17 protein-coding genes and 1 rRNA gene are annotated in these 17,754 nt (G+C 72.4%); 17 read left to right on the forward strand and 1 reads right to left on the reverse strand.

Features of this window, described 5'->3' with window-relative positions; translation table 11 throughout:
• Positions 1–211: 211 nt before the first annotated feature.
• Positions 212–328 (forward strand): 5S ribosomal RNA (gene rrf, locus GB864_RS15145).
• Between the two features lie 517 nt (positions 329–845).
• Here rrf and GB864_RS15150 read toward each other — a convergent pair.
• Complete coding sequence (locus tag GB864_RS15150; RefSeq protein WP_160426535.1) at positions 846–1,466, reverse strand: hypothetical protein; 621 nt, start codon at positions 1,464–1,466, stop codon at positions 846–848.
• Between GB864_RS15150 and GB864_RS15155 the strand changes: the two genes are divergently transcribed.
• From GB864_RS15155 to der, 16 genes are all read left to right on the forward strand, one after another.
• On the forward strand, positions 1,410–2,492 hold the full coding sequence (locus tag GB864_RS15155) for a tetratricopeptide repeat protein (protein WP_160426536.1): 1,083 nt from the start codon (positions 1,410–1,412) through the stop codon (positions 2,490–2,492). The two genes, GB864_RS15150 and GB864_RS15155, sit on opposite strands and share 57 nt — an antisense overlap.
• Positions 2,470–3,483, forward strand: coding sequence for an HAD-IIA family hydrolase (locus GB864_RS15160; protein WP_160426537.1), 1,014 nt, complete (start codon positions 2,470–2,472; stop codon positions 3,481–3,483). The genes GB864_RS15155 and GB864_RS15160 overlap by 23 nt, the downstream gene beginning before the upstream one ends.
• Positions 3,484–3,511: 28 nt before the next feature.
• Positions 3,512–3,679 (forward strand): hypothetical protein, encoded by a 168-nt coding sequence (locus tag GB864_RS15165; RefSeq protein ID WP_160426538.1) that lies wholly within the window; start codon positions 3,512–3,514, stop codon positions 3,677–3,679.
• A complete protein-coding gene (locus GB864_RS15170; RefSeq protein ID WP_160426539.1) occupies positions 3,676–4,470 on the forward strand; it encodes a TlyA family rRNA (cytidine-2'-O)-methyltransferase in 795 nt (264 codons plus the stop codon). The genes GB864_RS15165 and GB864_RS15170 overlap by 4 nt, the downstream gene beginning before the upstream one ends.
• A 44-nt stretch (positions 4,471–4,514) precedes the next feature.
• Positions 4,515–5,435, forward strand: coding sequence for an NAD kinase (locus tag GB864_RS15175; RefSeq protein ID WP_160426540.1), 921 nt, complete (start codon positions 4,515–4,517; stop codon positions 5,433–5,435).
• A gap of 57 nt (positions 5,436–5,492) precedes the next feature.
• Positions 5,493–7,187, forward strand: coding sequence for a DNA repair protein RecN (gene recN / locus GB864_RS15180; protein ID WP_160426541.1), 1,695 nt, complete (start codon positions 5,493–5,495; stop codon positions 7,185–7,187).
• 225 nt (positions 7,188–7,412) lie between these two features.
• Positions 7,413–9,104: a CTP synthase gene (locus tag GB864_RS15185; RefSeq protein ID WP_160426542.1), complete on the forward strand. Its 1,692-nt coding sequence runs from the start codon at positions 7,413–7,415 to the stop codon at positions 9,102–9,104.
• Positions 9,101–9,742 (forward strand): NUDIX domain-containing protein, encoded by a 642-nt coding sequence (locus tag GB864_RS15190; RefSeq protein ID WP_160426543.1) that lies wholly within the window; start codon positions 9,101–9,103, stop codon positions 9,740–9,742. Before GB864_RS15185 ends, GB864_RS15190 begins: the two co-directional genes overlap by 4 nt.
• Positions 9,739–10,830, forward strand: coding sequence for a site-specific tyrosine recombinase XerD (locus GB864_RS15195; RefSeq protein ID WP_160426544.1), 1,092 nt, complete (start codon positions 9,739–9,741; stop codon positions 10,828–10,830). The genes GB864_RS15190 and GB864_RS15195 overlap by 4 nt, the downstream gene beginning before the upstream one ends.
• 127 nt (positions 10,831–10,957) lie before the next feature.
• Positions 10,958–11,839, forward strand: a complete 882-nt coding sequence (locus GB864_RS15200; RefSeq protein ID WP_236779172.1) for a ParA family protein — start codon at positions 10,958–10,960, stop codon at positions 11,837–11,839.
• Complete coding sequence (locus GB864_RS15205; protein WP_160426546.1) at positions 11,823–12,698, forward strand: segregation and condensation protein A; 876 nt, start codon at positions 11,823–11,825, stop codon at positions 12,696–12,698. The genes GB864_RS15200 and GB864_RS15205 overlap by 17 nt, the downstream gene beginning before the upstream one ends.
• On the forward strand, positions 12,688–13,464 hold the full coding sequence (gene scpB, locus GB864_RS15210; RefSeq protein ID WP_160426547.1) for an SMC-Scp complex subunit ScpB: 777 nt from the start codon (positions 12,688–12,690) through the stop codon (positions 13,462–13,464). The genes GB864_RS15205 and scpB overlap by 11 nt, the downstream gene beginning before the upstream one ends.
• On the forward strand, positions 13,451–14,341 hold the full coding sequence (locus GB864_RS15215) for a pseudouridine synthase (RefSeq protein ID WP_160426548.1): 891 nt from the start codon (positions 13,451–13,453) through the stop codon (positions 14,339–14,341). The genes scpB and GB864_RS15215 overlap by 14 nt, the downstream gene beginning before the upstream one ends.
• 22 nt (positions 14,342–14,363) lie before the next feature.
• On the forward strand, positions 14,364–15,431 hold the full coding sequence (locus GB864_RS15220) for a prephenate dehydrogenase (protein ID WP_236779169.1): 1,068 nt from the start codon (positions 14,364–14,366) through the stop codon (positions 15,429–15,431).
• A 5-nt stretch (positions 15,432–15,436) separates the two neighbouring features.
• Positions 15,437–16,117 (forward strand): (d)CMP kinase, encoded by a 681-nt coding sequence (gene cmk / locus GB864_RS15225; protein ID WP_160426550.1) that lies wholly within the window; start codon positions 15,437–15,439, stop codon positions 16,115–16,117.
• Between the two features lie 40 nt (positions 16,118–16,157).
• Positions 16,158–17,666 carry a ribosome biogenesis GTPase Der gene (gene der, locus GB864_RS15230; protein ID WP_160426551.1) on the forward strand — a complete coding sequence of 503 codons (1,509 nt, stop codon included), beginning with the start codon at positions 16,158–16,160 and terminating at the stop codon, positions 17,664–17,666.
• Positions 17,667–17,754 lie beyond the last annotated feature (88 nt).

Here is a 17,754-nt window from a genome sequence, read left to right on the forward strand (position 1 = left end):
AACAAAAGGCGGGTTGTGGGGCACCCGATGACTCGCGTCCACTAGGTAGTCCCCAGCAGACGAACAGCAACTGTTCGCCACTGGACGAACACCAACAACAACAACAGAACAGTGACACCAACCCCGCACGCCCCAACACGGGCCCACGGGTTGGCAGTAACGATGAGTTTCCACCACCCCACACACGTGCGGGGTCCTGGTGGGCCAGAGTTACGGCGGCCATAGCGCGAGGGAAACGCCCGGACACATTCCGAACCCGGAAGCTAAGACTCGCAGCGCCGATGGTACTGCAGGGGCGACCCTGTGGGAGAGTAGGACACCGCCGGACACCCATTCAACGAAGAGCCGCCCAGGCACCAGCCGGGCGGCTCTTCGTGTTTCACCGCTCGAACGCTCTGACGTTCGGCATTCCGAGCCCATTCGGCTCGGCACAACACCACAGACGGCACGCAGCGCGCGGCATTACGGTGGATCGGTAGACCACCACGAGGGATGGAAGATTCGTGAGCGATTCGGCAGCAGGATCCGGGCCCGAGCGCCCCGAGCGCGGCAGCGACCGTTCGGACCGAGGACGCAACGAAGCTCCTCGTTCGGGCGGCGACCGTCGGAACGGACCGGCCCGACCGCCTCGCGACCGCGACGGCGCCCCCCGCAGCGGCAACCGGGCCGGCGACGACCGCGGTGGCTACCGCGGCGGCGACCGTGACCGCAAGCCGACGGGCGAACGCGGCAACTACCGCGTCGATCGCAACAGCACGTCGGGAGATCGCGGGGGATACCGTCGCGACGACCGTCCGCAGTCGGGCGAGCGTGGCGGGTATCGCGGCGACCGCGACCGGAATCAGTCAAGTGACCGCGGCGGGTACCGCAGTGGCGACCGTGACCGTCCGCAGTCGGGCGACCGCGGCGGGTATCGGGGCGGTGACCGTGACCGTCCGCAGTCGGGCGAGCGCAGCGGGTACCGCGGCGACCGCGATCGGAACCAGTCGGGCGAACGCGGCGGGTACCGCGGCGGCGACCGTCCGCAGTCCGGCGACCGCGCTGGCTACCGTCGCGACGATCGTCCGCAGTCGGGCGAGCGCGGTGGGTATCGCGGCGACCGCGACCGCAACCAGTCCGGCGACCGTGCCGGCTACCGTCGCGACGATCGTCCGCAGTCGGGCGAGCGCGGTGGGTATCGCGGCGACCGCGACCGCAACCAGTCCGGCGACCGTGGCGGCTACCGTCGGGACGACCGCGGCGGTCAGGGCGGTCAGGGCGGCCGTTCGGCCGGCTACCGCGGTGGCGAGTCGGGTCGTGCCGAGAAGGAGCGCCGCTTCGGCGAGAGCGAGGCCCCCCGCTCGGTGCGGCCGCGCCGCGTCGAGCCGGAGATTCCGAGCGACATCTCGCCCAAGGACCTCGACTTCGGCGTGCGCATCGAGCTGAAGACCCTCAGCAAGGAGAACGGCGACGAGGTCGCCAAGCACCTCGTCATGGCGGGCATCCTGCTCGAGAGCGACCCGGAGCTCGCGCATGAGCACGCCCTCGCGGCGTCGCAGCGCGCGGGCCGCGTGGCCGTCGTTCGCGAGGCCCTCGCCGTCACCGCGTACCAGACGGGCGACTTCGCGCTCGCACTCCGCGAGGCGCGCACCTACCGCCGCATCTCCGGCAAGGACGACCAGCTGCCGCTCATGGTCGACAGCGAGCGCGGCCTCGGCCGCCCCGACCGCGCGCTCGAGCTCGGCCGCTCCGTCGACGCCGCGAAGCTCGAGCCGGCGGTGCGCGCCGCGCTCGCGATCGCGATGTCCGGCGCGCGCCTCGACCTCGGCCAGACCGAGCGGGCCCTCGCCGAGCTCGAGATTCCGCAGCTCGACCCCGACCGCGCCTTCTCGTACAGCCCGGACCTCTTCGCCGCCTATGCGACGGTGCTCGAGGACCTCGGCCGAACCGACGATGCCGCCGTCTGGTACGCGCGCGCCGAGCGCGCCGAGAACGCCCTCGACGACGCCGCGGCCGACTTCGAGATCGTCGACATCATCGACACGATCGACCACGACCTCGCCCGCGACGTCGAGGACGAGGAGCGCCGTGCCGCCGCCGCGGCCGAAGCCGAGCGCCTCGCCGCCGAGGACGCGGCCTTCGAAGCGGAGATCGCCGCAGCCGAGGCGGCGCAGGCCGCCGAGCGCGGGGAGGCCGTGCCGGCCGACGAGTCCGACGCTGCGGCACCGACCGTGCACTCGAGCGACGAGGTCGACGACGCCGACGACGCTGCGGACGACGCGCCCGCCAGCGGCATGGCCCTGGCCGTGGAGGCCGAGGCCGACGAGGTCGCGGCAGCCGACGAAGCAGCGGCCGAGGCTGTCGCCGCGGAGGCATCCGTCGACGACGAGGCGCTCCGCGCCGACGCGGCCGTCTACGACCCCGAGGACGAGCTCGCCGAGCTGCTCGAGGATGACGACACCGACACCGACGAGTCGGGAGAGGCCGCCGGTGGGCCTGTTCGCGAAGGCTGATCGGCCCACGCCGCTCGACGGCGTCGATGCGGTGTTCGCAGACCTCGACGGGGTCGTCTACGCGGGAGCCGGCGCGCTGCCGCACGCCGTCGACGCGTTGAACCGGGTCGCCGCGTCGATGCCGGTCGCCTACATCACGAACAACGCGTCGCGCTCGGATGCGACCGTCGCGGCCCACCTCGTCGAGCTCGGTCTCACGACGGTGCCGACCGACGTCGTGACGTCGCCGCAGGCCGCGATGCAGCTCCTCGCGGGCGTCGCCGCGCCCGGTGCACTCGTGCTCGTCATCGGCGGCGAGGGCATCGTCGTCGAGCTGGAGAAGGCCGGCTACCGGGTCACCCGCTCCGCGGACGATCTCCCGGATGCCGTGGTGCAGGGATTCGCGCAGGATGTCGGCTGGTTGCAGCTCGCCGAGGCATCCTTCGCGCTGCAGGCCGAACGCGAGAACGGTCCCGTTCCGTGGATCGCGACGAACCAGGATTGGACGATCCCCGTCGCCCGCGGGATCGCACCGGGCAACGGCACGCTCGTGTCCGCCGTGCACACGGCCGTCGGCCGGCTGCCGCTCGTCGCCGGCAAGCCCGAGACGCCGATCTTCGACGTCGCGGCCGAGCGCTTCGCCGCCGCCGCGCCGCTCATGATCGGCGACCGCCTCGACACGGACATCCTCGGCGCCCGCAGAGCCGGCTGGCGCTCGCTGCACGTGCTCACGGGCATCGACACGGCGAAGCAGCTGCTCGCCGCCGTGCCGACGATGCGGCCCGACTTCATCGTGGAAGACCTCCGCGGGCTCTTCGAGCCCTATCCCGAGGTCGTGCATCGCGGCGACGAGGTGCGGGTGGGCAAGGCCCGCGTGCGGCTCGACGGCATCGCCGTGCAGGTCGTCGCGGACGGCGCCCCGATCGACCTGCTGCGCGCCGCGTGCGCGCTCATCTGGGAGTCGGGACGGACGGTCCACCAGCTGCAGGTGCCGGAGCGGCTGTACTCCTGAGCCGCGAGGCCCGAGGTAGCGTGGAGCGGTGAGCGACGAACGAGCCGAGACCAGGCATCCTGACGCCGACGACGTCCGCGACGAGCGGCCCGGCGCGATCGAGGAGTTGCCGCTCGGCGAACGTGCCTCGCGGTACGCGGCGGTCGCCGACGAACTGCGGGACGTGCTCGAGGGCGCCGACCACGGCGGCGCGTGAGCGTGGCCGAATCGAGGTTGGATGCGGCCCTCGCCGCGCGGGGACTGGCTCGCTCCCGCACGCACGCCGCGAAGCTCGTCGAGGACGGCCTCGTGAGCGTCGAGGGCCGGCCGATCGTCAAGCCGTCGGCGAAGGTGCGCGACGAGCAGTCGATCGAGGTGGCCGGCGCGGACCACTACGTGAGCCGCGCGGCGCACAAGCTCATCGCGGCGCTCGACGCGTTCGACGTCGACCCCGCCGGTCGGCTCGCGCTCGATGCGGGCGCCTCGACGGGCGGATTCAGCCAGGTGCTGCTCGAGCGCGGCGCGCGCGCGGTGCTCGCGGTCGACGTCGGCCACGGCCAGCTCGCCCCGAGTCTCTCGGACGAACCGAACCTCGTGCTCGTCGAAGGCTGCAACGTGCGCCATCTCGACGCGGCGTCGCTGGCGGAGCTCACGGGCATCCCCGAGCGCCCGGATCTCGTCACCGCCGATCTCTCGTTCATCTCGCTCACCCAGGTGCTGCCCGCCCTCGTGCGGACGGCGACCGAGGACGCCGACTTCGTCCTGCTCATCAAGCCGCAGTTCGAGGTCGGCAAGCAGGGGGTGCGCGAGGGCATCGTGAAGGATGCCGGGCTGCGCGCCGACGCCGTGGCGAACGTGCTCTGGGCGGCCTGGGATCTCGGCCTGCAGACCGCCGGTCTCCGCTCCTCCCCGATCGCGGGTTCCCACGGGAACCGCGAGTACCTCGCCCGCTTCAGCCGGACTGTCGGCACTGAACCGGCAGAATGGACGAGCCGGATCGATGGCTGAGATCCGGCCGCGGCCGGCCGCCGCGACGCATCGGATGGAGCACCATGACTGAGGACCTCGCGAGCGAGCGGTACTTCCTCGTGTTCTCGCACGCGCAGCGCGAGTCGGCGCTCGAGGCGACCGTCGAGGTGTGCGCACAGCTCACCGGGTCGGGCGCCGTGCCCGTGATCGCCGACGAGCAGTGGGACGAGATCTACGAGCACGACCCGGCCCTGCTCGACGCCGCCGTCCGGCTCACCGACGTCCAGTCCCAGATCGAGCTCGTCATCGTCCTCGGCGGCGACGGCACGATCCTGCGCGCCGGCGAGCTCGTGCGCGATCTCGATGTGCCCTTGCTCGGCGTCAACCTCGGTCATGTCGGCTTCCTCGCCGAGGCCGAACGCGACGACCTCGGACTGACGGTCGCGCGGGCGCTCGCCGGCGACTACTTCGTGGAGGAGCGCCTCGCGCTCGCGGTCGAGGTCGAGCAGGCCGGCGAGGTCGTCTACTCGGACTGGTCGCTCAACGAGGTCACCGTCGAGAAGGCGGAGCGCGAGCGGATGCTCGAGGTCGTCGTCGAAGTCGACGGCCGGCCCCTCGAGAGCTTCGGCTGCGACGGCATCGTCATGTCGACGCCGACCGGCTCGACGGCGTACGCGTTCTCCGGCGGCGGCCCGGTCGTCTGGCCCGAGGTCGAGGCGCTCCTGCTCGTCCCGCTCGCGGCGCACGCGCTGTTCGCACGACCCCTCGTCGTCGCTCCCGACTCGTTCTTCGCGATCGAGCTCATCGAGCGCACGGGTGCGCACGCCGTGATCTGGTGCGACGGACGGCGTTCGTTCGAATTGCCGCCGGGCGCCCGGGTGCTGGTGCGCCGGGCCGAGATGCCGGTGCGGTTCGCGCGACTGCACGACGCGCCGTTCACCGACCGGCTCGTCCGCAAGTTCAGCCTGCCCGTCGTCGGTTGGCGGGGCCCTGCGCGTGACTGAGCGGCGAGCCGCGAGCCGGCGTACCCCCGACACCCCACCCCGGATGGAGACCGGCTCGTGATCGAAGAACTCGCGATCCGCGACCTCGGCGTCATCGCCGAGGCGACGCTTCCGCTCGGCCCCGGATTCACCGCCGTCACCGGCGAGACCGGCGCCGGCAAGACCATGGTCGTCACGGCCCTCGGGCTCGTGCTCGGTGCCCGATCGGATGCGGGCGCGGTGCGCGCGGGCGCCGCGCAGGCGTGGGTCGAGGGCCGTTGGCTCGTGCCCGGTGACGGACCCGTCGCCGAGCGCGCGGCCGAGGCCGGCGGCGCCGTGGAGGACGGGGAACTGCTGCTCAGCCGATCCGTGTCGGCCGAGGGGCGCAGCCGCGCGGTCGTCGGGGGCCGCAGCGCTCCGATCGGCGTGCTCACCGAACTGGCCGACCGGCTCGTCGTCGTGCACGGGCAGGCCGACCAGCAGCGGCTGCGTTCGACCAGCGCGCAACGCGACGCGCTCGACCGATTCGCCGGGGAGGCGCTCGCGACCGAACTGGCCGCGTACCGCGGGGCCTACGACGCGTGGCGGGCGGCGACCGGCGAACTCGAGGAGCTCACCGGCGCCCACGAGGCGCGGCTGCGCGAGGCGGCCGAACTGCGGGCGGCGCTCGAGGCCGTCGAGGCCATCGATCCGCAGCCGGGGGAGGACCAGGAACTCTCCGGCCGCGCCGACCGGCTCTCCAACCTCGAGGAACTGCGAACCGCCGCTGCCGAGGCGCACGAACTGCTCTCGCCGGAGGAACCTGACGGCTCCGCGGACGCCGTCGCCCTCGTCGGCGAGGCGAAGCGCCGGCTCGAACGGGTCGCCGAGCACGACGCCGCGCTCGCACCGGCGGTCACCGCGCTCACCGAGGCCGGGTTCCTGCTGACCGACGCCGCCGCCGAGCTCGCGGGCTATCTTGCCGGGCTCGACGCCGACGGCGCACGCGAGCTGGAGGCGGTGCAGGAGCGCCGTGCCGAGATCGGCTCGCTCGTGCGCCGCTACGGGCCGACCTACGAGGACCTGCTCGAGTTCCGGGCGACGGGCGGACTGCGGCTCGTCGAGCTCGACTCCGACGACGACCGCATCGCAGAACTCGAATCCGCCGTCGGCGCCCACCGTGCCGAGCTCGAGGCGACCGCGGGCCGCGTCAGCGAACTCCGTCGCGCGGCGGCCGAGCGGCTCGCCGACGAGGTCACCGTCGAGCTCGCGGCCCTCGCGATGCCCGACGCGAAGCTCGTCGTGACGGTCGAGCCGGCCGATTACGGCGCGCACGGCGCCGACCACGTGCAGCTGCTGCTCGCGCCGCACCCCGGGGCCGAACCGCGTTCCGTCTCGAAGGGGGCCTCGGGCGGCGAACTCTCCCGCGTCATGCTCGCGATCGAGGTCGTCATCGCCGGCATCGACCCGGTGCCGACGTTCGTGTTCGACGAGGTCGACGCCGGCGTCGGCGGCGCCGCCGCGATCGAGATCGGCCGTCGCCTCGCGCGGCTCGCGACGACGTCGCAGGTCATCGTCGTGACGCACCTCGCGCAGGTCGCCGCCTTCGCCACGAACCACCTGACGGTCGTCAAGGGCACCGACGGGCGGGTCACCGCGTCGAGCGTGCGGGCCCTGACCGGTGCCGATCGCGAGGCCGAGATGGCGCGTCTGCTCTCGGGCCTCGCCGACTCGGAGAGCGGCCTGGCGCACGCCCGCGAACTGCTCGGCCTCGCCGAGACCGCGGGGGTCTGAGTCCGGCCGGCCGGCGGGGGAGTGCGCTTCGCCCACGGCGGGGCGAGCCGGGCCGCGTCGTGCGAGGCATCCGCCCGGCTCGGCGGACGCCGCGAGACCGGCGACACGCCCGGGCTGCGCATCGCCCGCCGTCGATCCGAAACCGGGAGATCGCCGGGTACGGGGCGGTGTGCGCCGCGATCCCTGCCTGAAACCCCTCGGGGTGGGATAAGATATAAGCCCGTGGTGGATCAGCGCGCGGGACAGACTCAGAACGACACGACCAAGCACATCTTCGTGACCGGTGGTGTCGTTTCCTCGTTGGGCAAGGGATTGACGGCGGCGAGCCTCGGCAATCTGCTCACGGCCCGGGGCCTCCGGGTCGTCATGCAGAAGCTCGATCCGTATCTCAACGTCGATCCGGGAACGATGAACCCGTTCCAGCACGGCGAGGTGTTCGTCACGGACGACGGCGCCGAGACCGACCTCGACATCGGCCACTACGAGCGCTTCCTCGACATCGAGCTCTCGCAGGCCGCCAATGTCACGACCGGTCAGATCTACTCGACCGTCATCGCCAAGGAGCGTCGCGGCGAGTACCTCGGCGACACCGTGCAGGTCATCCCGCACATCACCGACGAGATCAAGCGCCGCATGCGCCTGCAGGCCTCCGAGGAGCCCAAGCCCGACGTCATCATCACCGAGGTCGGCGGCACCGTCGGCGACATCGAGTCGCAGCCCTTCATCGAGGCCGCGCGTCAGGTGCGCCACGAACTCGGCCGCGGCAACGTCTTCTTCGTGCACGTCTCGCTCGTGCCGTTCATGAACGCGTCCGGCGAGCAGAAGACCAAGCCGACCCAGCACTCGGTCGCCGCGCTGCGCAACCTCGGCATCCAGCCCGACGCGCTCGTGCTGCGCAGCGACCGCCCGGTCACCGAGTCGAACAAGCGCAAGATCGCGCTCATGTGCGACGTCGACGAGGCCGCCGTCGTCAACGCGACCGACGTCCCCTCGATCTACGACATCCCGTCGATGCTCAACGACCAGGGCCTCGACGAGTACATCGTCAACTCCTTCGGTCTGGCCGACCGCGCCCACGACGTCGACTGGACGCGCTGGTCGCCGATCCTCGAGGCAGTGCACGAGCCCGAGCACGAGGTCACCGTCGCGCTCGTCGGCAAGTACATCGACCTGCCCGACGCCTACCTCTCGGTCACCGAGGCGCTGCGCGCCGGCGGGTTCGCCCACCGCACCAAGGTCAACATCGAGTGGGTGCCCTCCGACGAGTGCCAGACGCCCGAGGGAGCGGCCCGGCGCCTCTCCGGCGTCGACGCGGTGCTCGTGCCCGGCGGGTTCGGCGTGCGGGGCATCGAAGGCAAGCTCGGCGCGCTGCGCTTCGCCCGTGAGAACGGCATCCCCACGCTCGGCCTCTGCCTCGGCCTGCAGTGCATGGTCATCGAGTACGCGCGGAACGTGGCGGACCTGCCCGGCGCTTCCTCGACCGAGTTCGACCCCGACACCGAGTTCCCCGTCATCGCGACGATGGAGGAGCAGGTCGAGATCATCGCCGGCGGCGACCTCGGCGGCACGATGCGCCTCGGCCTCTACCCCGCAGTGCTCGAAGCGGGCTCGATCGTCGCCGAGGTCTACGGCGCGACCGAGGCCAGCGAGCGCCACCGCCACCGCTACGAGGTCAACAACGCCTACCGCGAGCAGATCGCGGCCGCGGGCCTGCAGTTCTCCGGCGTCTCGCCGGACCGCCACCTCGTCGAGTACGTGGAGCTGCCCCGCGAGGTGCACCCGTACTACGTCGCGACGCAGGCGCACCCCGAGCTGCGCAGCCGTCCCACCGACGCGCACCCGCTGTTCCGTGGCCTCGTCGGCGCGGCCCTCGAGCGCCGCAAGGCCGCCCTGCTCTTCGAAGTCGAGGGCGAGTGAGCGACGCGCCGACGGCCCCCCTCGCCGACGAGGCGGTGGAGGTCGAGGTGCGCTCCAGCGAACTCCTCGTCGAGGGCCGCGTCTGGGACGTCCGGCGTGACGTGTTCGCCTACGGCGACGCCGAGCTCGTGCGCGACTACGTCGACCACACGGGCGCCGTCGCGGTGCTCGCGCTCGACGACGACGGTCGCGTGCTGCTCATCCAGCAGTACCGGCACCCCGTGCGGGCGCGCGACTGGGAGATCCCGGCCGGCCTGCTCGACGTGCCCGGCGAGGACCCGGTCGAGGCCGCGAAGCGGGAGCTCGCCGAGGAAGTCGACCTCGCGGCCGACGAGTGGCACGTGCTCGCCGACTTCTTCACCTCGCCCGGCGGCAGCGACGAGTCGCTGCGCGTCTTCCTCGCCCGCGGGTTGACCGCGATCGAGCACGACTACGTGCGCGAGGGCGAGGAGGCCGACATCGTGCGCCGCTGGGTCGACCTCGACGAGGTCGTGGATGCCGTGCTCGCTCGACGGGTGCAGAATCCCGCACTCGTGACCGCGGCGCTCGCGGCGCACGTCGCCCGGGAGCGCGACTGGTCGACGCTCGCGCCCGCGGATGCAACCTGGCCCTTCCGCTCCACCCCGCGACGCGGATGAGCGACCGCGCCGCGATCGACGGGTACCTCCGGCACCTCACCGTCGAGCGCGGCCTCGCGGCGAACACGCTGCTCGCCTACCGGCGCGATCTGGATCGCTACCTCGGCTGGCTGCGGGCGGAGGCGGGCGAGACGCCGCCGTCTGCCGCCGCCGAGGTCGCCGGCGGCGCGATCGCCGAGTCGCACCGCGACGACGGCGGGGCTGGCTCGGGCGACGAGCCCGCCTCGTCCAGCCCGGATGACTCGACGGACCGGGATGCCTCGGCGGACGGGATCGCCGCGACCGGCGAGACGCCGCCGGCGGAGTCATCCGCACTGCTCTCCGGCGTCGACGAGGCGGCGATCGCCGCCTTCAGCCGGCATCTCTCGGCGCCGCCGCCGCTGGGCGAGGGCCTCGCGGCGACCTCGGTCGCCCGCATCCTCTCGGCGGTGCGCGGACTGCACCGCTTCCTCGCCGCCGAGGGGTCGCTCGCCCTCGACCCGGCGCACGCCGTCAAACCGCCGAAGCCGCCGTCACGGCTGCCGAAGGCGATCCCGATCGAGGACGTCGAGCGTCTGCTCGCGGCGACGGACGGCGAAGCGCCCGACCGCATCCGCGACCAGGCCCTGCTCGAACTGCTCTACGCGACGGGCGCGCGCGTCTCCGAGGCCGTGGCGCTCAACGTCGACGACTTGGTCGAGGGCGACGTGGTGCGGCTCTTCGGCAAGGGCGGCAAGCAGCGCGTCGTGCCCGTCGGCAGTTACGCGCAGGCCGCGATCGAGCGCTACCTCGTGCGCGTGCGGCCGGTCTTCTCGGCACGGGGGAGTTCGACGCCGGCCCTGTTCCTCGGCGCCCGCGGCGCACGGCTCTCGCGGCAGAGCGCGTGGCTCGTCATCTCGGCGGCGGCCGAGCGCGCCGGCATCCCGCACCTCTCACCGCACACGCTGCGGCACTCGTTCGCGACCCACCTGCTCTCCGGCGGCGCCGACGTGCGGGTCGTGCAGGAACTGCTCGGCCACGCCTCGGTCGCGACGACGCAGATCTACACGCTCGTCACGGCCGACGCATTGCGGGACATGTACACGAGCGCGCACCCGCGCGCTCGATGACGTCGGCCGCCCGATCGGTCGTCGCGATGCGGGAACCATGAGAACCGCCGCGTCGCCGTCGGCCGATCCGAGGGGCGCGGCTACAATCGACCAAGCACGAACCGGTATGAGGAGGGCGCTCGTGACCCTGTACGACGCGGACTCGGCGGACGGCATCGCGACCCTGGATTCAGAGCTCGGCCCCACGGGGCGCCCGCTGCACGAATTCCCCGACCCGGCACCGCTGGTCGGCCACGGTCCCGCCCGCATCATCGCGCTCTGCAACCAGAAGGGCGGCGTCGGCAAGACGACCACCACGATCAACCTCGGCGCGACGCTCGCCGAGCTCGGTCGTAGGGTGCTCGCCGTCGACTTCGACCCCCAGGGGGCGCTCTCGGCCGGCCTCGGCGTGCAGACGCACGACGTGCCGACGATCTACGACCTCCTGCTCGGGCGGGGCATCGACCCGCGTTCGGCCGTGCAGCGCACGAGCGTCGAGGGCCTCGACGTCATCCCCGCGAACATCGACCTTTCGGCCGCGGAGGTGCACCTCGTCACTGAGGTCGCCCGCGAGCAGATCCTCGCCGGCGTGCTGCGCAAGCTCGCCCCCGAGTACGACGTCATCCTCGTCGACTGCCAGCCGTCGCTCGGGCTCTTGACCGTCAACGCCCTCACGGCGGCGCACGGCGTGATCATCCCGCTCGAGTGCGAGTTCTTCGCGCTGCGCGGTGTGGCGCTGCTGGTGGAGACCATCGACAAGGTGCGCGACCGGCTGAACCCGGCCATCCGCCTCGACGGCATCCTCGCGACGATGTACGACGCCCGCACGCTGCACTCGCGCGAGGTGCTCGAGCGCGTCGTGGACGCGTTCGGCGACGAGGTGCTCGAGACCGTCATCACGCGCACGATCAAGTTCCCCGACGCGACCGTGTCGGGCACGCCGATCACGCAGTTCGCGCCCGAGCACCAGTCGTCGAGGGCCTACCGGCAGCTCGCCCGCGAGTTGATCGTCCGTGGCGCCGTCGCCTGAGGCGACGGGCCCGGTCGTCGAAGAACCCGCAGCGGGTGCGACCGCACCCGCCGTCCAGGATGTCCCGAGCGCCGACGCGCCGGGGTTCCGCGTCGCCCTGTCCAACTTCGAGGGGCCGTTCGACCTGCTGCTGAGCCTCATCGCGAAGCACGAGCTCGACATCACCGAGATCGCCCTGTCGGTCGTGACGAGCGAGTTCCTCGCCTACCTGCGGGGCGTCGACACGGCCGAGGAGCTCGACGAGGCGAGCGAGTTCCTCGTCGTCGCGGCGACGCTGCTCGACCTGAAGATCGCCGGCCTGCTGCCGCAGGGCGAGCTCGTCGACCAGGAGGACGTCGCGCTGCTCGAAGCCCGCGACCTGCTCTTCGCGCGGCTGCTGCAGTACCGGGCCTTCAAGGAGGTCGCGGGGTGGTTCGGCGGTCGCATCGAGGCCGAGACGCTGCGGCATCCGCGGTCGGTGCGCCTCGACGAGCGCTATCGTGCCCAGGCGCCGGAGTTGCAGTGGACGACGACGCTCGAGGACTTCGCGGCGATCGCGACGCTCGCGTTCGCGCCCCGCGTCATCCCGGTCGTCGGACTCGACCATCTGCACGCGCCGGTCGTCTCGATCCGCGAGCAGGCGGCGCACGTCGTCGCCGTGCTGCGCTCGGGGGAGCCGGTGACGTTCCGCCAGCTCATCGCCGGCATCGACCGCAAGGGCGTCGTCGTGGCGCGCTTCCTCGCGGTGCTCGAGCTCTACCGGCACGCGGCGATCGGCTTCGAGCAGCTCGAGCCGCTCGGCGAACTGACGCTGCGCTGGGCGGCTCCCGACTGGACCGACGAGCGACTGGACGACCTGGGAGGCGACTATGACGAGTGACCTGGATGCGACGGGCGCGTCCGCCGAGGAGCGCTCGGCCGACGCGGCGTACGACACGGCCGCCGACCCGGTCTCCGAGCCGGAGCGCGGCCCGATCGCGGACCCGGCCTCCGAGGGGCCGGAGCTCTCGGTCGCGACGCCGCTCGACGTCCCCGGCCAGCCCAGCCTCGATCTCGACCGTGCGCTCGAGGCGATCCTCTTCGTCGCCGACGAGCCGCAGTCGATCGTGCAGCTCGCCGCGGCCGTCGCCCGCCCGGTCGCCGAGGTCAAGGCAGCCATCCGCCGACTCGCCGACGACTACGACGGCGGTGCGCCGTCGGGGGAGCCGCGCACCGACGCGCCCTCGCAGGCGAAGGCCGGCCCGGCGATCCGCCGCGCGTTCGAGCTGCGGGAGGTCGGGGGCGGTTGGCGCTTCTACGCGCGGGCCGACTACGACCGGCTCGTGACCGACTTCGTGCTCACTCAGACGCCCGCGCGACTCTCGCAGGCGGCGCTTGAGACGCTCGCCGTCATCGCCTACAAGCAGCCGGTCTCGCGCGGCCAGGTCGCCTCGATCCGCGCGGTCAACGTCGACTCTGTCGTGCGCACCCTCGTGGGGCGCGGCCTCATCACCGAGATCGGCACCGACGCCGAGACGGGCGCGATCCTCTACGGCACCACCGACCTGCTCCTCACGCAGCTCGGCATCAACAGCATCGAGGAGCTGCCGAAGATCTCGCCGCTCCTCGACGACGGACAGGACGGATTCGACGATGTCATTCGATGAACCGACGGGGGTGCGCCTGCAGAAGGTGCTCTCCGCCGCTGGAGTCGCCAGCCGGCGCGTCGCCGAGGACCTGATCGCGGCCGGCCGCGTCGCGGTCAACGGCGAGATCGTCAGCGAGCTCGGGCGTCGCATCGACCCCGAGACCGACGAGGTCGAGGTCGACGGCAGCGCCGTGCAGCTGGACGTCTCGAAGAAGTACTACGTGCTCAACAAGCCGACGGGCGTCGTCTCCTCGATGCTCGACGACCACGGTCGCCGCGACCTCCGCGAGTTCACCGACGACCTCGAGGAGCGGGTCTACAACGTCGGCCGCCTCGACGCCGAGACGAGCGGGCTGCTCGTGCTCACGAACGACGGCGAACTCGCCCACGTGCTCGCGCATCCCTCGTTCGGCGTCGAGAAGACCTACATCGCCAAGGTGAAGGGCCGGCTGCTGCCGGGCACCCTGCAGCGCCTCAAGCAGGGCATCGAGCTCGAGGACGGCCCGATCTCGATCGACCGCGGCAAGATCCTCCAGCAGGGCTCCGACGAGCGCTTCACCCTCGTCGAGGTCACCCTCCACTCGGGCCGCAATCGCATCGTGCGCCGGATGCTCGACGCCGTCGGTCATCCGGTCGTCGAACTCGTGCGCCGCCAGTTCGGCCCGCTCCACCTGGGAACCCTCCGAGCGGGGCAGCTGCGGGAACTGACTAAAATAGAACGAGGTGCGCTCTTGACCATCGTCCGGCGCGCCAAGACCGGCGAAACGCCCGCGACGACGGGCGACGTCACGACGCCTCCCTCGAACACGAACACGACGGATGCGACGCGCGCGCCGGGAGCAGGCCGTCCCGGATCGAAGGGACGAGGCGAGCGCGGTTCCGGCCGAGAGAGGTAGCACACACGTGGTCGAGTCGCGATTGACGGGTCCCGTCCGCGTCGTCGGCGTCGGACTCCTCGGCACGAGCATCGGCCTCGGGCTGCGCGCCCGCGGCGTCGAGGTCATCCTCGCCGACGCCTCGCCGACGCACGTCGCGATCGCCGTCGACTACGGCGCCGGCCGTGCCCCGGCCGCGGGCGACGAGCCCGAGCTCGTCGTCGTCTGCGTGCCCCCGGACGTGACCGCCGACGTCGTCGCCGCCGAGCTGGCCGCCTTCCCGAACGCGATCGTCACCGATGTCGCGAGCGTCAAGGCGCCGATCCTCGCCGCGCTGCGGGAGCGGGGTGCGGACGTCTCGCGTTACCTCGGCTCGCATCCCATGGCCGGGCGGGAACGCGGCGGGCCCATGGCGGGTCGCGCCGACCTCTTCGTCGGTCGCCCGTGGGTGGTCGCCGCGCATGAGGACATCTCCTACCGCCGCGCCGCGATCGTCGATGACCTCATCCTCGACCTCGGCGCGACGCTCATCGAGATGACGCCGGAGGCGCAGGACCTGGCCGTCGCGATCGTCTCCCACACGCCGCAGGTCGTCTCCTCGCTCATGGCGCGACGGCTCGTCGACGCCCCCGAGTCCGCCCTCGGCCTCGCCGGCGGCGGGGTGCGCGACGTCACGCGCGTCGCCGCGAGCGACCCGGGGCTCTGGGTGCAGATCCTCGGCGCGAACGCGCCCGCGGTCGCCGAGCAGCTGCGCGCGTTCCGCGACGACCTCGACCGGTTCATCGAAGCGCTCGACGATCCGGCCGCCCCCGGTGCGCGGCGTCGCATCGCCGAGGAGCTCGCGGGCGGCAACACCGGCGTCGAGCGGCTGCCCGGCAAGCACGGCGTCGACCGGCGCTTCGTGGCGCTCACCGTCATGGTCGACGACCGTCCCGGCCAGCTGGCCCGGCTCTTCGAGGACGTCGGCGCCGCCGGGGTCAACATCGAGGACCTGCGGCTCGAGCACTCGCCCGGCGCCCAGATCGGCCTCGCCGAGATCGCCATCGTCCCCGAGGCGCGGGAGCGCCTCATCGAAGAGCTGGCCGTGCGCGGCTGGCGGATCGCAGGTTGAACCGCATGACCGTCCCCCTCATCGTCGCCATCGACGGGCCCGCCGGCAGCGGTAAGTCCTCCATCGCGCGGGCCGTCGCCCGGGCGAAGTCGTTCGCGTTCCTCGACACGGGCGCCGCCTACCGCGCCCTCACGTGGTTCGCCCTCGAGTCCGGCCTCGATCTGACCGATCCCGACCTGACGGATGCGTCGATCCTCGACCTGCTGCCGAACTGGGAGTACGTCATCTCGACCGACCCCGACGTCGAACTGGTCACGGTCGGCGGCGTCGACGTGACGCTCGCGATCCGCGAGCCGGGCATCTCAGCGCACGTGAGCCGCATCGCGCGCATCCCCGCGGTGCGCACGCACGTCAACGACCTGTTCCGCGCGATCATGTTCGCCGTGGAGCAGCCCGGAGTCGTCGCCGAGGGTCGCGACATCACCACGGTGGTCGCCCCCGACGCGCCCGTGCGCATCCTGCTGACCGCCTCCGAGGAGGTGCGCATCGCGCGCCGTGCGGGGCAGCTGGCCCCGGCCGCCGCCGCGAGCGCCGCCGACCTCGTCGCGCGCGACCGCGCCGACGCGCAGGTCGTCGACTTCCTCACCGCCGCCGACGGCGTCACCACCGTCGACTCGACCGAGCTCGACTTCGACGAAACCGTCGCCGCCGTCGTGGCGGTCGTCGACGCCGGCATCCATTCCTGAGACCATCGGCCACGAGCCGCATCCCACCCAAGGAGCATCCATGAGCGACAGCGAGTACGAAGGACACGACGACGACCTCGTCGAGCGGCTCGCCGCCGTCGACGAGGACCTCGCCGAGGCGCGCGCCCGCGCGCTCCGGTCGGGCCTCGACGACTACGAACTCGACGAGGAGGACTTCGACCTCCTCCAGGGCGTCGACGCCGGCGACGAGAGCGTCCGGTACCTGCCGGCGCTGCCCGTCATCGCGATCGTCGGCCGCCCGAACGTGGGCAAGTCCCAGCTCGTCAACCGCATCCTCGGCCGCCGCGAGGCCGTCGTGCAGGACACCCCGGGCGTCACGCGCGACCGCGTCTCGTACAAGGGCGAGTGGCTCGACCGCCGCTTCACCCTCGTCGACACCGGCGGCTGGGAGCCCGACGCGAAGGGCATCGACGCGTCCGTCGCCGCGCAGGCCGAGGTCGCGATCGACCTCTGCGACGTCGTGCTCTTCGTCGTGGACGCCATGGTCGGCGCGACGGCGACCGACGAGGCCGTCGTGAAGCTGCTCCGCAAGGCCGACAAGCCCGTCTTCCTCATCGCGAACAAGGTCGACGACGTGCGCCAGGAGCCCGAGGTCTACGGCCTCTGGAACCTCGGCCTGGGGGAGCCGTACCCGGTCTCCGCGCTGCACGGCCGCGGCGTCGCCGACCTCCTCGACGAGATCATGAAGGTGCTGCCGACCGTCTCGGCCGTCGCCAAGGAGGAGTTCGGCGGCCCGCGCAAGGTCGCCATCCTCGGCCGCCCGAACGTCGGCAAGTCGAGCCTGCTCAACAAGGCCGCGGGCGAGGAGCGTGTGGTCGTCAACGACCTCGCCGGCACCACGCGCGATCCGGTCGACGAGCAGATCGAGCTCGGCGGGCGCGTCTGGCGCTTCGTCGACACCGCGGGCATCCGCCGCCGGGTGCACCTGCAGCAGGGCGCCGACTTCTACGCGTCGCTGCGCACGCAGGCCGCGCTCGAGAAGGCCGAGGTCGCCGTCGTGCTGCTCGACGTCTCGCAGCCGATCTCGGAGCAGGACGTGCGCATCATCGAGCTCGTGCTCGAGTCGGGTCGCGCGCTCGTGCTCGCCTACAACAAGTGGGACCTGCTCGACGACGATCGCCGCCGCTACCTCGAGCGCGAGATCGAGCTCGACCTCGCGCACGTCGCCTGGGCGCCCCGCGTCAACATCTCGGCGCGCACCGGCCGTCACCTCGAGAAGCTCGTGCCGGCCCTCGAGACCGCGCTCGACTCGTGGGACACCCGCATCCCGACGGGCAAGTTCAACGCATTCCTCACCGAGCTGACCCAGGAGCACCCGCACCCGGTGCGCGGCGGCAAGCAGCCCCGCATCCTGTTCGGCACGCAGGCCGCAACGCGACCGCCGACCTTCGTGCTCTTCACGACGGGCTTCCTCGACCCGGGCTACCGCCGCTTCATCCAGCGCCGCCTGCGCGAGATCTACGGCTTCGAGGGCTCGCCCATCGTCGTGAACATGCGCGTGCGCGAGAAGCGCGACCGCCGCAAGTAACGGCTCGGTCCGCAGACGCGAGAACGGCGGGCCGGGCCCCCGGGGGGGGGGGCCGCCGGGGGGGCTCCCGGAGGGTCCGCCGGGGGGG

It is taken from the genome of Agromyces seonyuensis, from assembly GCF_009789225.1.
Taxonomy (GTDB): domain Bacteria; phylum Actinomycetota; class Actinomycetes; order Actinomycetales; family Microbacteriaceae; genus Agromyces; species Agromyces seonyuensis.

What these genes read in the sequence shown, in the direction of transcription:
- GB864_RS15175 (WP_160426540.1), top strand. Translation starts at nt 4,515, where the DNA reads ATGACTGAGGACCTCGCGAGCGAGCGGTACTTCCTCGTGTTCTCGCAC.
- GB864_RS15195 (WP_160426544.1), top strand. Translation starts at nt 9,739, where the DNA reads ATGAGCGACCGCGCCGCGATCGACGGGTACCTCCGGCACCTCACCGTC.
- scpB (WP_160426547.1), top strand. Translation starts at nt 12,688, where the DNA reads ATGACGAGTGACCTGGATGCGACGGGCGCGTCCGCCGAGGAGCGCTCG.
- GB864_RS15215 (WP_160426548.1), top strand. Translation starts at nt 13,451, where the DNA reads ATGTCATTCGATGAACCGACGGGGGTGCGCCTGCAGAAGGTGCTCTCC.
- cmk (WP_160426550.1), top strand. Translation starts at nt 15,437, where the DNA reads ATGACCGTCCCCCTCATCGTCGCCATCGACGGGCCCGCCGGCAGCGGT.
- der (WP_160426551.1), top strand. Translation starts at nt 16,158, where the DNA reads ATGAGCGACAGCGAGTACGAAGGACACGACGACGACCTCGTCGAGCGG.